This is a genomic window from Streptococcus sp. SK643, assembly GCF_000259505.1.
Taxonomy (GTDB): domain Bacteria; phylum Bacillota; class Bacilli; order Lactobacillales; family Streptococcaceae; genus Streptococcus.
In genome coordinates this window covers 291,031-304,977 of record NZ_AJMM01000008.1, presented here as the reverse complement: position 1 = coordinate 304,977, position 13,947 = coordinate 291,031, and the positions used below count along the sequence as shown (strand labels likewise).

The 13,947-nt window shown below is 35.3% G+C and carries 9 protein-coding genes, 1 tRNA gene and 1 riboswitch; of the genes, 3 read left to right on the top strand and 7 right to left on the bottom strand.

Translation table 11 applies throughout. The annotated features are described in order from the left end of the window. Positions 1-25: 25 nt before the first annotated feature. The 3 genes from mutY to HMPREF1117_RS05950 all read right to left on the bottom strand — a co-directional run bounded on the left by mutY (position 26) and on the right by HMPREF1117_RS05950 (position 2,117). On the bottom strand, positions 26-1,201 hold the full coding sequence (gene mutY, locus HMPREF1117_RS05960; protein ID WP_000886185.1) for an A/G-specific adenine glycosylase: 1,176 nt from the start codon (positions 1,199-1,201) through the stop codon (positions 26-28). Between the two features lie 236 nt (positions 1,202-1,437). Continuing rightward, a tRNA-Thr gene (locus tag HMPREF1117_RS05955) sits at positions 1,438-1,510 on the bottom strand. 97 nt (positions 1,511-1,607) lie between these two features. After that, positions 1,608-2,117, bottom strand: a complete 510-nt coding sequence (locus tag HMPREF1117_RS05950) for a QueT transporter family protein (protein ID WP_000714751.1) — start codon at positions 2,115-2,117, stop codon at positions 1,608-1,610. After that, positions 2,115-2,211: riboswitch (PreQ1 riboswitch) on the bottom strand. Its footprint overlaps the gene before it by 3 nt. 28 nt (positions 2,212-2,239) lie before the next feature. On the opposite strand from HMPREF1117_RS05950, the gene HMPREF1117_RS05945 reads away from it, so the two are divergent. After that, a complete protein-coding gene (locus HMPREF1117_RS05945; protein WP_025171580.1) occupies positions 2,240-2,671 on the top strand; it encodes a GtrA family protein in 432 nt (143 codons plus the stop codon). 85 nt (positions 2,672-2,756) lie between these two features. Continuing rightward, a complete protein-coding gene (gene mscL, locus HMPREF1117_RS05940) occupies positions 2,757-3,137 on the top strand; it encodes a large conductance mechanosensitive channel protein MscL (RefSeq protein ID WP_000910203.1) in 381 nt (126 codons plus the stop codon). 41 nt (positions 3,138-3,178) lie between these two features. Here mscL and hemH read toward each other — a convergent pair whose 3' ends face one another. Then, positions 3,179-4,273: a ferrochelatase gene (gene hemH, locus HMPREF1117_RS05935; RefSeq protein ID WP_000709231.1), complete on the bottom strand. Its 1,095-nt coding sequence runs from the start codon at positions 4,271-4,273 to the stop codon at positions 3,179-3,181. Positions 4,274-4,425: 152 nt separating this feature from the next. Here hemH and pepT point away from each other — a divergent pair, with 152 nt between their 5' ends. Then, positions 4,426-5,649: a peptidase T gene (gene pepT, locus HMPREF1117_RS05930; protein ID WP_000222026.1), complete on the top strand. Its 1,224-nt coding sequence runs from the start codon at positions 4,426-4,428 to the stop codon at positions 5,647-5,649. 37 nt (positions 5,650-5,686) lie between these two features. On the opposite strand, the gene HMPREF1117_RS11570 is transcribed toward pepT, so the two are convergent. The 3 genes from HMPREF1117_RS11570 to HMPREF1117_RS11380 form a co-directional block, all read right to left on the bottom strand. Further along, entirely contained in the window at positions 5,687-9,304 is a 3,618-nt protein-coding gene (locus HMPREF1117_RS11570; protein ID WP_000669441.1) for a pneumococcal-type histidine triad protein, read from the bottom strand. A gap of 283 nt (positions 9,305-9,587) precedes the next feature. Beyond that, positions 9,588-10,505 (bottom strand): metal ABC transporter solute-binding protein, Zn/Mn family, encoded by a 918-nt coding sequence (locus HMPREF1117_RS05920; protein WP_000830264.1) that lies wholly within the window; start codon positions 10,503-10,505, stop codon positions 9,588-9,590. Positions 10,506-10,881: 376 nt separating this feature from the next. Further along, positions 10,882-13,941 carry a pneumococcal-type histidine triad protein gene (locus HMPREF1117_RS11380; protein WP_000731394.1) on the bottom strand — a complete coding sequence of 1,020 codons (3,060 nt, stop codon included), beginning with the start codon at positions 13,939-13,941 and terminating at the stop codon, positions 10,882-10,884. Between the last annotated feature and the right edge of the window lie 6 nt (positions 13,942-13,947).

Genomic DNA, 13,947 nt, shown 5'->3' with positions numbered 1-13,947 from the left:
AAAAAATAAAAAGAAGACACAATTGTTAGGCTTGGCTATCATACAATCCTGATCTTTGATAAGCTTGCCAAATTTTTTGTTGGGGCTTAGCAAATGGATAATCTTTAAACTCTTCTGGTGATAACCAGCTCACTTCTCTATCTTGAAATTCATGGAAATCATTGACTTGACCTGCTAAGATTCTTACATGCCACTTACGATGACTAAAGACATGCTTAATTTGTTCAAATTGATAGTCCATCCAATTAACTTCCAGATCATAGTCTTGTTGAAAGCTCTCTTTGGGACTAGGACCAAAATAGATACTTTCTTCAGAAACCTGATGAAAAAGATCAATTTCCTCTTCTTGTGAAAAATCATTAACTTCTATCAAGGGAAAATGCCAAAAACCTGCCAAAAGTTTCTCGCTTTCATTTTTTTCAAGTAAAAATTTACCATCTTTATTTTGAACTACTAAAGCATTGAGATAAATGGGAATAGGTTTTTTCTTTGGAGCTTTAATTGGGTAACGGTCCATAGTTCCATTTTGATAAGCTGCACTAAATTCCTTTACCGGACTTTCTTCTGGCCGTGGATTTACTGGTGATTCAATATCAGAACCCAGGTCCATAAGAGCTTGATTAAAGTCACCTGGTCGTTTGGGATCTATTAAGATTTCCATCATGGCTTGGAAAATCTTTCGATTGCTTGGGTTCCCAATATCATGATTAACCTCAAATAAGCGAGCTAAAACACGCATGACATTACCATCTACAGCCGGTTCCGGTAAGTTAAAAGCAATACTTGAAATAGCTCCCGCGGTATAAGGACCAATCCCTTTCAAACTAGAAATTTCTTCATACGAGTTGGGAAATTGACCTCCAAATTCAGTCATGATTTGCTGAGCTGCAGCCTGCATATTACGTACTCGAGAATAATAACCTAAACCTTCCCAAGCCTTCAACAAACGTTCTGCAGGAGCATCAGCCAAATTTTCTACAGTTGGAAACCATTCTAAAAATCTTTTATAATATGGAATGACAGTATCCACTCTTGTCTGCTGGAGCATAATTTCAGATACCCAAATGTGATATGGATCTCTACTTCTTCTCCAAGGCAAATCACGTTTATTATTATCATACCAGACGAGCAACTTTTTTCTAAAAGAAAAAATCTTTTCATCAGACCACATGTCAATACCAAATTGTTTTAAATCTAACATATATCTAGTATAACATAGATGGCTCTAACTGTCTGTTTATGAATATATTCTCTTTAATGCACTTATTTAACTATATTATTTGAAACATTAAACACATAGAATTAAAGGGCTATCTAATCGTAAAAAATACTTCTTGTTAGGAATACAATTTTAAAATAGTTGGACTATATTTTGGATGATTTTTGGGTAGACATAACAAAAACCCTTTTTAATCAAGGGTTTTTCAGTTCATATTATGCTAATTGCCGGGATTGAACCGGCGACCTCATCCTTACCATGGATGCGCTCTGCCAACTGAGCTAAATCAGCTTACATGAAAAGTATACTATATTTATAAGTTTTTGTCAAGATTTGCAAAGTTTGAAAAAGTGAAAAAGCTAGATGATTATCAACTAGCTTTTATTTGTTATCTGGTAAGATCAATTCGTCGCGCAATTTTACCTATAATAATGGCCCCAACAATTAATGAAGCAAATTCACCGATACCTGTTGTAACCCAAGTAAGGAAAAATGGCAATTGAGCTACGATATTTAACTCTGCTGCAATGGTAAACATAGAAAGTGAAAAGAGGATTGAAAAGTAAAAATGATCTTTTCGAATTAAACCATTAAAGAGGTAATCCTTGCTATATTTACTAAATAGCCAGACTCCTAAACTGAGGAAAACTAAAGTTGAGCCTCCACCAACATACACGTCTAGCATTCCAAAACTAAAGAAATTCGCAATCATACAACCAAGAGTCACACCTATGATGTATTTAGGATTATAGAAGGCCATAAAGTTCATCATTTCGGAAATACGAAACTGATAGGCGCCGTAGCTAATAGCATTAAGTGGTGGTGTAATGGTTAAAACTATATAAATGGCAGCAACAATTGAGATATCTGCTATATCACGAATAGTAAATTTTTTCATCTTTTCTCCTTTGGCGGTTTCCCACGTAAAATATGCTTGGTGAAAGAAGCTAAGCACCAAGGGTTGTTTAAATCAACTTTACTAGTATAGCACAAAGGCTTGCTTTATGCTATACTTAAATCATGAAAAAACGATTAATGTTCCTCTTTAACAGTGAACTCTTATCCTATATCTTTTTTGGTGGAGCAACAACACTTATTTCTATCATAACTCGATTAGGAATTTATCATGTAACACAGCAAGAACTCTTTGCAACAACTTTGGCAAATATAGTCGGAATTCTATTTGCATTTATAACCAACGATACAATTGTATTTAAGCAAGAAAGAAAAGATTGGCACCTTCGTTTGATTAAATTTTCAACTAGTCGGATTTTTACCTTACTACTAGATTTGTTACTCACCTATATTTTTGTAACCAAATTTCCTCAGATTATCGGACAATTTGTATATAATAACATTACCAATGTAAATGCAATTGAAACTTTTATATCACAAACCTTGATTATAATAATAAATTACTTTCTCAGTAAAATGTATATTTTTAACAAATAATTTGAATAATGTAAGCATATGGGTTGATTTCTATTTTAATTTAAGATATAATTAAGAATAAAATTTATGAAAGGATTTTATAAAAATGTTAAAAGATCTTAAAGCATTTTTACTTCGTGGTAATGTTGTTGACCTTGCTGTCGGTGTGATCATTGCCTCTGCTTTTGGTGCAATCGTTACATCACTTGTTAACGATATCATCACTCCACTTATTTTGAATCCAGCCTTGGAAGCTGCGAAAGTACAAAACATCGCTGAGCTTGCTTGGAATGGTGTTACATATGGTAAATTTTTGAGCGCTGTTATTAACTTCCTAGTTATCGGTACTGTTCTCTTCTTTGTTATTAAAGGTATCGAAAAAGCTCAAAGTCTTACTAAGAAGGAAGAAGCTGCTGAGGAAGCTCCAGCTGGTCCAACTGAGTTGGAAGTACTTCAAGAAATCAAAGCTCTTCTTGAGAAAAAATAATCGATTAAAAGGATCTAGCACAAAGCTAAATCCTTTTTTCTTTACTCTTTTGGTAACTTACCTGCTTTCTCAAGCATTTTCTTGATAAGATATGGCATCTTAACATTTTCACGACCTTTTTTCTCAATCAATTTTTTCACAAATTCTGGCATTTGTAAATCTTGAGATTCGGCCAAGATATTTTTCGTTTCATCTGAAGGAACTAGCTCATCAAAGGTTTCTTCTTCTGGGAGAAATTCCTTAAATTCTTTGTTCTCATTAGCTCTGACGGTATTAACCAAGGCATCAATCAAGCGAGAATCCGTATTTGGCATTGGTGGACGATGGTAGTTCACACCCAGTTGCTTACATAAATCATAACATTCTACATCATTATCAAATAAAACTTCAATGTGCTCACTAATAAAACTAATAGGTACAAAAATATAATGAGCTGGATGTTTTGTCTGTTCTCTAAGATATTCTAAGACATCTGGCTTAATCCATGGAATACCGATGTCACTCTCACTTTGCCAGGTGTTAGTATATTGCTCAGAACTCAAACCTAGTTTTTCAGCGACTAGCTTGCTATTTTCAAAAATTTGGTCAATATATGGGTCACCAAAATCCAAGGCAAAAATAGGCACACTATGGGCAGAAAAGATGACTTTAAAGCTTTCTTGCTTCACTTCATATTTTAAAATCTTATCAATTTCATCTGCCCAATAGTTTAAGAGCGCTTCTTCTTGATACCAGTCCTTAATAACTAAAAATTGAATTTGTTTGCTTTCTAAAAATTTCTCGTATCCCATGACAGAATAAAAAGAATAATGGGGCTCCAAAATCAAGCAAATACACTGCTCGATTCCGTCTGCTTCCATCTGACCTATCACATCTGGGATAAAGGGTCTAGAAAACTTATTAGCAAAATAGACACTGTATTCATTCCCTAGCCTCTCTTCTACCAAAGCAACCTCTTCCCGGGTAATTTTTTGAAGAGGTGTTCCTCCAATTAGTACATAATTATCGTAGAGCGTTTGAATTTCGTGATCTTGCGGTCTCACTCCACGACGAATATTTGTGAAAAAATCAGCCACACCTTCAAAGGTAATCTCTTCTGGCGAGCCGAAAGTCATCATTAAAATTGCTTTTTTCATAATCGCTTCCTTGTGATATTTTTATCAAGTTTATTTTATCATTAATTCGTTGATAAGTAAACGCCAACATAGTGAATTTCCCTAACTTCTGTCTTTTGTTTTTCTCCCTTTTCTATGATACAATGGAAAAAATGAAATCAAAGGAGTTTTTTATGACTTATCCCAATCTCTTGGATCGATTCCTAACCTACGTTAAGGTCAATACGCGCTCTGATGAACACTCTACTACTACTCCAAGTACGCAGAGTCAGGTAGATTTTGCTACAAATGTTCTTATTCCTGAAATGAAACGTGTTGGATTACAAAATGTTTATTATCTACCAAATGGTTTTGCAATTGGAACCTTACCAGCCAATGATCCATCTTTAACACGTAAGATTGGCTTCATCTCCCACATGGATACTGCTGACTTTAATGCCGAAGGAGTCAATCCACAGATAATTGAAAACTACGATGGTGGTGTGATTGAACTAGGAAATTCTGGTTTCAAACTAGATCCCGCTGACTTCAGGAGTCTGGAGAAATATCCAGGTCAAACTCTTATCACAACAGATGGTACAACCTTACTAGGAGCAGATGATAAGTCTGGAATTGCTGAAATTATGACAGCAATTGAATACTTGAATGACCATCCAGAAATCAAGCATTGTGAGATTCGTGTTGGATTCGGTCCTGATGAGGAAATAGGAGTCGGTGCAAATAAATTTGATGCTGAGGACTTTGATGTAGATTTTGCCTACACTGTTGATGGTGGTCCACTGGGAGAACTTCAATACGAAACCTTCTCAGCAGCAGCTGCAGAAATTCATTTCCAAGGCCGCAATGTCCATCCTGGGACTGCAAAAGGGCAAATGGTAAATGCTCTTCAATTAGCTATTGATTTTCATAATCAACTCCCTGAAAATGACCGTCCTGAGTTAACAGATGGTTACCAAGGTTTCTATCATCTTATGGACGTTACAGGTAGTGTTGAAGAAGCGCGTGCAAGCTACATCATCCGAGACTTTGAAAAGGATGCATTTGATGCTCGCAAGAAAACCATGCAAGTAATTGCAGATAAGATGAATCAAGAACTTGGTAGCACTCGAGTTACACTAACTCTCACTGATCAGTACTACAATATGAAAGAGGTCATTGAAAAAGATATGACTCCTATCACTATTGCAAAAACAGTCATGGAACAACTCGAAATCAAACCAATCATTGAACCAATTCGTGGAGGTACAGATGGTTCTAAGATTTCTTTTATGGGAATCCCAACTCCAAATATCTTTGCTGGTGGAGAAAATATGCACGGTCGTTTCGAGTACGTGAGTCTCCAAACCATGGAACGTGCTGTTGATACAATCATTGGTATCGTAGCCTATAAGGACTAAAAAATACGATGTAGCTTAGCTACATCGTATTTTTAAATTATTCAGCAGGTTTAACTTGATCAGAAACTGCGTTCGTAGATTCTTCTGCAGCTTTTTCTGAATTAGCTTCACTAGGTTTAGGAGCTAGTGTATCGCTCGGTTTATTTTCTTCTCTAGTAGTTACACTATCACCCTCAGCTTTAGGGGCTTCACCAGTTTCTGTGCTTGAGGCTGGTTTAGTACCTTCACTTGTAGCTTCAGTTGTAGCTTTTGGTTCAGCTTCTGTTCCTGAAACTGCCTTAGACTTGATTTCTTGATTCAAGGCTAGTATTGTTTTGGCTAATTCAAGTAAAGCTTCTTTATCTTTACTTTTTGCTGCGAGCTGGTCAAGTAATGCATCTACTTTATCGAAGTCTGCATCAGAACCATGGTTATTTTCTAGATAAGTATGAAGTGAAATTAGACTATCATATAATTTTTGATAGAGAACCAGTGTTAGTGGGTCTTGTTCTTCATTCTCTTTTTCTTTTTGTAGAGTAGATGCAATTCGTGTCAAGAGATCTTTAGCTTGAGTATTGACTTCATCTAAAGCAGCATCAGTCTTATTAGCAGCAGATTTCAAATTTTCTACTTCTTCTGCCAAGGATTGTTTGATTCCTTCTTCTTTAACTTGAGCTAAGAATTGCTCTGCTTTGTTCAAGAGACCTTCTACTTCCTCTTTGCTTACATGATTGACATGTTCCTCCTTCTTAAGGTCAGGATAGAGTTCTTTTAGGAATTCATAGATTGCTTGCTTAGCAGATTGACTATCAACTTTTTCTTTATCTAAAACTGTTTCATTTACTTTTGCAGTAGTTGGCTGATTTTTCAAAGCCTCTTCTACTTCTTGTTTTGTTTGGTAAATGCTTGGGAACAGTTTATTCAAGTCTGTAGCCTTAAGGAAGGATTGGGATTGATAAAGAGTCCATGTTAAATCCGCTACTTTATTACGAAGCTCATTACTTAAACGACCATCATTTACATGCTCATAGAAGTACTTGATGTATTCCACTGTTGTAGCACCAGTACGATCATTAAAGTCTTGAAGAGCTTGTAGTTGTGATTCAACTGCTGATAAACCAGCTTCATCTTTTGCTAACTTAGCTTCTTGAAGACGAACTAGAAGGTCTTTTTTCGGAAGCCCATAGCTATCAGTATCTAGTGTATTAATTTTATCAATTAATGCCTGATACTTCTTATCTAATGGACTTGTTTCGACTGGTTTGACACTTTCATCAATATGAATATATTGCTTATCAAAGAGATCAAGTGTTGCAAGATAACCCGCAGTCGAGTTGGTTGCTAGTTTCTTCATGTTTTCAGTAAATTGACCCAAAGCCAACTCAATCTGTCTTTGTTTGATTGGTTGATCTTGATAGAGCGTTCTACTTTCAGCAAGAAGTTGATCTACTTTTGCCAAGACTGCTTTTTCATCAAATGCTCCAGGTTGATAATTTGATTGCAATGCCGGAATCTTATTCTTCAAGGCAACTTCGTACCCTTTGGTTTGAACCTTGATGTAATGATTATGGTCTCCGTGAGGAATGACGAAACTACCATTTTCAACCTGTAAACTATATGGTGAGACACCATCACGCAATGCGGTCGTATAAAGTTCATTCAGAAAATCTAATTCTGGATTTCCAGTTTGAAGTGGAATTCGAACATGCTCTTTTCGAACAGCATATGGATGGATATGAGTAGGATCATAAGCTTGGTCTGGATTACCAAATACAAAGAAACCATTTGAAATTCTGATGGCTTCTAGTGGCACACCATAGGTCTTTGAAATATAAGCCATTTTTTCTTCATCACTAGCATCTCTAGAGAATGATTCAACAGATTTTGCAAGTGGCTGAACAGGCTCGACATAATGATTTGATTTCAAGTGATCTTGAGCTGCTTTGATTTGATCAGGTGTCAAATCTTTCTTAAAGAAGTAATGATTGTGATCGCCATGGCTCATAACAAATCCTTGCTCGTCTTCGCTGATAACTCTATCCGCATCAAAGCCGTGATCGTGTTCTTCATGGTGATGACCATGTTCACCTTCATCATGATCGTCATCATGTGCTGGACTTGGTGTTACTGGTGATTTAGATTTCAAGTGATCTTGAGCTGCCTTGATTTGCTCAGGTGTCAAATCTTTCTTAAAGAAGTAATGATTGTGATCACCATGACTCATGATAAAGCCAGCCGCATCTTCGCTGATGACTCTATCCGCATCAAAGCCGTGATCATGGTCTTCACCATGATGGTGGTCATGCTCATCTTCATCATGGTCCTCATGACTTGGACTTGGTGTCACTGGTGACTTAGCTTTCAAATGATCTTGAGCTGCCTTGATTTGTTCAGGTGTCAAATCTTTCTTAAAGAAGTAATGATTGTGATCGCCATGACTCATAACAAATCCTTGCTCGTCTTCACTGATAACTCTATCCGCATCAAAGCCGTGATCGTGTTCTTCATGGTGATGACCATGTTCATCTTCATCATGATCGTCATCATGTGCTGTACTTGGTGTTACTGGTGATTTAGATTTCAAGTGATCTTGAGCTGCTTTGATTTGATCAGGTGTCAAATCTTTCTTAAAGAAGTAATGATTGTGATCACCATGACTCATGACAAAACCTTCTGAATCTTCACTTATAATTCTATTTGCATCAAAACCATGACCGTGTTCCTCTTCTTCATGGTGAACATGTGGTAACGGATTATTTGGTGTAGAATTAGAAGGATTTTCTAAGCTTGGAGTATTAGATTGTGATTGATGATTGTTAAGAGATGATTTAGGGATATAGTGATAGTGGTCCCCATGTCGTACAATATAAGCATCGCCAGTATCTCTGACAATATCATTAGGGTTAAATACATAACCATCATCTGCTGCAGAAACACCATTATTCGGTGTCAGTGACAAGGGTTGACTGAGAGCTGAACTATTGCCAGATAAATAAGCTTTTGCTGCAGCTAATTCTCCAGCTGAGAGATCACTCTTAGGAATGAAATGATAATGACCACCGTGAGGTACAATATAACCATCACCTGTATCCTTAATGATATCTGAAGCGTTAAATACATAACCATCATCAGTTGTATAACGCCCTTGTAACTTAGCTACTGAGACTTCAGCGCTAGCTGTTTTATCTTCTTTTCCGTGTTCTTGTTTCTGACGATTAATTTCATCTTTGGTTCTTACATTATCGGCATGAGCAGCATCTTTAAGGTAAACATAATATTTTCCATCTACCTTAATAATATATCCTCCCTTAACTTCACTGACAATATCTTGATCTTTCAGCTGATAGTTGGGGTCTTTCATTAATAACTCTTCACTAAAGAGTGCATCAAAAGGAACCTTACCATTATAATAGTGATAATGATCACCATGAGAAGTTACATAGCCTTGATCCGTAATTTTAATAACAATTTGTTCAGCTTGAATTCCTTCTTTTTGACTAACCTGATCTGGAGTCAAATTTTCAGTTTTCTTAGTATCTTTATTCCCGTTTACATATGAAACACGATTTTTGTCGGTATTGGCCTGCTGACTATGCTGGTTCAGAGCATAAACACACAGACTTAAGGAAAGGATAACAGCAGATCCAGCTGCTATATATTTCTTTTTAAATTTCATAAATCCCTCATTTCTATGATTGTTTAAATATTTATTTCTTTAATTAGTAGATAACATACATAGTTTTTTAACTGGTTATTTAACCATTTAATTAACTAGTAAATATTCTACATCTTTTAAATTAGGATGTCAAGATTTTTTATATGTTTTTAAAAAAAAGAGCCAGCACATACCCTTACTGACTCTTTTGATTTATTATCTCAATTATAAAAAATAAAGAAAACGGTTAAACTAAAGATCTATTGTAAGAATCAACCCTACATTTTTTAGTCTAAAATTTTTCTTACTTTAGTTCCTCAAGTAAAGTAAGCATATTTTCTTCCAAATTATCTAAATAAGACTTATCATTTTCAGGATCAGCTTCTAGTGGATTTAAAGTTTTCAGACTCACACCTACTGATTTTACAAGTGTTTCGGCAACTTTTGAAGAAGCATTACTTTCTGTGAAGATTGTCTTTACCTTATAGGATTTCACAAATTCTTGTATTTCTGTTAATTGTCTTGGACTTGGTTCTTGTTCTGGTGATATACCTGCAATTCCTAGTTGATTTAATCCAAATCTCTTAGCTAGATATGAAAATGCCGTATGTTGCGTAACAAAAGTCTTTTGACTTACTTTGTCAAATTTGTCTTTATATTTGTCATTCAAGTCGTTAGCTTTTTTAATAAATTCTTTAGCATTTTTTTGGTAGGTATCTTTGTGCTCACCATCAATATCTGATAATTTATCAGCAATAATCTGCGCTTCCTCTGCAGCTTTTAATGGATCTAACCATGTGTGTGGATCATAAAGAGTCTTCTCATCAACTCCATCTCCTGCTTTGATATCCTCTAATCCTGGTACACGCTCTAATGCCATACCTTCTGAAGCTTCTAAAACTTTAACTTTAGATTTTTTCAAATTTGGGTCCAAGCTCCCAGCCCAAGATTCCAATGTATGGGAATGATAGATAAAAACATCTGCATCATAAATTGCTGCAATATCATTTGCTGAGGGTTCAAACGAGTGAATACCGCTACTAGATTGAATCATACGAACATCATTCAAATCCCCGGATACTTCTTTTACCATGGCGTAAATAGGATAAAAACTGGTTACAATTTTCATTCCTTTTACCTCTTGTGTTTCTTTTTTACTACAAGCACCTAAAGTAAAAATTAAAACGCTAAATAGTAGCATTAATAAAGTTCTTCTTTTCATCTCAACTCCATATAAATTAATTAACCGGTAAAAATTGTACTCCTATTTTTTTGTATTGTCAAGTTTTTTAGGAATTGACACATGCTATTGCGTAAACTCATAGTTAGTTTTAATTATAAAGAAAAAAGAATTCCTTCAAACTATTTTTATTTATAACATTTATTCTCTTACTTCTCTAATAATACGTTTTAGATTTGAATGACTAAACCTTAGACATTATTCATTCTACATAACAGTTTGTAGAATTTTATCAATTAAATAATTTTCATTATAAAACACCCCAAAAGTTAGATTTTTTGTGTCCAACTTTTAGGGTGTTATTCACTACAAACTTTTTTTAGGATATATAACCTACTATTTAAACTTTTGTCATATTTTATTTTGAATTACTTGCTTTTAACAAACCTAATAGTTTTTCAACTTCAGTCATAATCTGATTATTGTCCATCGTTTGTAAATTAAAACTATTTCTCAAACCAGCAAGGGTTTCTGAAGCATTAGATTTGATAGCATCATCTGTTATTTTTGCCAGTAATTCTTCTGCTTCTTTTAATTTAGCTTCCACTTTTTCTGACGCTACTTGAGGAACTTCAGGTTCATCTGGTGTAGCCTCAGCATCAGATTCTGTATTAGATTCTGATGGTTTATAAAGATTATTTGCTGATGGAGCAATGTTTTCAGGATTTTTATTTTCAGAACTTGAACCACTATTAGAAGCAGTATCTTCGTGAGTTTTTTCAGTTTTATCACTGTTCTCAGATTTATCACTAATACTATTATCTTGATTTCCTTTATTTTTAAGAACATGATCACTAGCATTTCCCCAACCTTCATCAGAATGAGGTCGTTCATCAGGATGTTCAACATAATATTTAACAGTTGCAAATAAATCTTCTAAAGTATATCCTTTAGGTGCTTCGTAAAGACCTTCATCATACCATGAAAATTTAAGATTATGATAATGATCAAAGTGAGGGATGACAAAGTGACCATTTTGTACAGCAACAGTATATTGTAGATGATTTGGTATTTTATCTAATGGTACTTTTTTCTCACCTTTCACTCTGTTATAGATTGCTTCAGAACCACTTGTTTTAGGATCAACTTTTTCCTTTTCATTAGAAGTAGATGGTTGTAATCCTTTATCTTTAGTATAAGTTTCAGCAGCAGCTCTTTCTGCTTCGGATAAACTCTCTTTTTTAATCCAGTGGCTATGATTCAGGTGAGGCGTTACATAAGCATTTCCTTCATCGCTTTCAATATCATTTACATCAAAGATATATCCGTCAGATGTTGTGTATTTACCTGCTAGTTTTGCCAATTTAATTTCATCATCTGTGTAGGCAATTTGTGAATTTGGTTTACCAACTCTTTCTGGATGAGTGGTTAAAGAAAGGATTTTCAATATATCATTAACCAAACTTACTTTATCCGATGATTCATCGTTTAATCGAGATACTAATTGATCTAAGGAACGGTATTCAGAAGAAGAACTATTATTTTTAGAAATCGCCTTATGTGCTAAACTTAACAAATCATAGGCTCTATCATAAAATTCTTTATTGCTAGGTGATATGTTGTCTTTTTTAGGAGGTAGTTTATGGACAACTTCTTCTTTAGTAGGCTCTATCTTATTTTCTTTAATTGGCTTACTTTCAACTGGCGTATTGATTTTCGTAGTTGAAGCAGGTTTTAAAGGAGTTACACTTACTAATGTGCCAACATTTTGTCCTTTTATAGGGATTACACGGGCAATTTTTTCTTCCAGTGAAGACATTTGTGAGTAAGGAATAAAGTGGAAATGATCACCATGAGGGACAGCGACACCGTTTGCAGTACGGTTTGTTATTTGTGCGGGATCAAATACTAATCCGTCAGACTCGACATGTCGCTCTGATAGAGGTTTAGCATATAATTCTTTCAAAAGTGCCGGAATATCTTCTCTTTGTTTATCCTTGTGACTTGGAGTGTTATTTAAACCTGGTGTTTTTGGCAGACTTGGTTGACTTACTGAAGGTTGTGTGGTTGAGCCACCATAAGGTTTATTAGAAAAAATTGGGAGAGTTCCATCCTGATTTTGGTGATAAGTTGAACCTATATTCAAATGTGGAGTTTCTACCAAATTTGGTTGACTTGAATTTGAATCATCTCTGCTTGGTTGACTTACTGAAGAATGAGAACTTTGTTTGTTGTTCCAATAAGCTTGAGCTGCTGCTAGCTCTCCTGCAGACAAATCACTCTTAGGAATATAGTGGAAATGATTGCCATGCGGTACAACAAATGCATCACCTGTATCTTCAATAACATCTGTCGGACTAAAGACATATCCGTCATCTGTGGTATAGGCACCACCACTTCCTCTATTTGAAGATTGAGAATTAGAAGGATAGTTTAAATTTGAACTTGCAACACTTGATGATGTAGTACTTTGAGGATAGTTTTCACCTTCCTCTCCACCCCCACCACCGATTGGAAGATTACGAGCTAATGTTTCTTCCAAAGCAGACATTTGTAAGTATGGAATAAAATGGAAATGATCTCCGTGAGGGACCACTACACCGTTTGCAGTACGTTTTGTAATCTGAGCTGGATCAAAAACTAACCCATCAGATTCTACATGCCGTTGGCTTAGTGGTTGAGCATATAGTTCTTGAAGTAGACTGTAAAGATTACCATCGCCACTAACAGAATTATTAGCTCCTCCAGCTCTATTTGAATTATAGGCAACTGAACTTAAGCGGCCTCCCTTTCCAGCAAGAAATGCTTCTGCCGCCGCTAATTCACTAGCTGATAATTCACTCTTAGGAATATAGTGGAAATGGTTGCCATGAGGAACAATATAAGCATCACCCGTATCTTCTATAATATCTGACGGATTAAAGATATAGCCATCATCTGTTGTATAACGTCCTTGCGCTTTAGCGGCTGCAACGGCATCATCATTATTTTTATTATGATTGTGACTATGTTCTTGTTTTTGACGATTGATCTCTGCTTTAGTTCGGATATTATCTGCATGAGCTAAATCTTTAATATATACATAATATTTCCCATTAACTTTGATAATGTATCCACCCTTGATTTCATTGACGATATCTGAATCTTTTAACTGATAGTTAGGATCTTTCATCAATAATTCTTCACTGATGATAGCATCATAAGGAACCTTACCATTGTAATAATGATAGTGGTCTCCATGAGATGTTACGTACCCCTGATCTGTAATCTTAATAACAATTTGTTCAGCATTGATACCTTCTTTTTTACTAACTTCATCTGGAGTCAAGTTTTCTGCTTTTTGGCCAACTTGTTTACCATCAATATAAGAAACACGATTATTTTCTTTTGTAGTTTGTGCTTGATGGAGTCCTAACTCATAAGCGCAAACACTTAACACTAAAGCGGCTGCCGAACCAGCTATATATTTCTTTTTCATTGTTCA

Bases quoted from the DNA above. Each gene is read 5' to 3' on its own strand.
- mutY (WP_000886185.1), bottom strand. From the start codon at position 1,201: ATGTTAGATTTAAAACAATTTGGTATTGACATGTGGTCTGATGAAAAG.
- HMPREF1117_RS05950 (WP_000714751.1), bottom strand. From the start codon at position 2,117: ATGAAAAAATTTACTATTCGTGATATAGCAGATATCTCAATTGTTGCT.
- HMPREF1117_RS05945 (WP_025171580.1), top strand. From the start codon at position 2,240: ATGAAAAAACGATTAATGTTCCTCTTTAACAGTGAACTCTTATCCTAT.
- mscL (WP_000910203.1), top strand. From the start codon at position 2,757: ATGTTAAAAGATCTTAAAGCATTTTTACTTCGTGGTAATGTTGTTGAC.
- hemH (WP_000709231.1), bottom strand. From the start codon at position 4,273: ATGAAAAAAGCAATTTTAATGATGACTTTCGGCTCGCCAGAAGAGATT.
- pepT (WP_000222026.1), top strand. From the start codon at position 4,426: ATGACTTATCCCAATCTCTTGGATCGATTCCTAACCTACGTTAAGGTC.
- HMPREF1117_RS11570 (WP_000669441.1), bottom strand. From the start codon at position 9,304: ATGAAATTTAAAAAGAAATATATAGCAGCTGGATCTGCTGTTATCCTT.
- HMPREF1117_RS05920 (WP_000830264.1), bottom strand. From the start codon at position 10,505: ATGAAAAGAAGAACTTTATTAATGCTACTATTTAGCGTTTTAATTTTT.
- HMPREF1117_RS11380 (WP_000731394.1), bottom strand. From the start codon at position 13,941: ATGAAAAAGAAATATATAGCTGGTTCGGCAGCCGCTTTAGTGTTAAGT.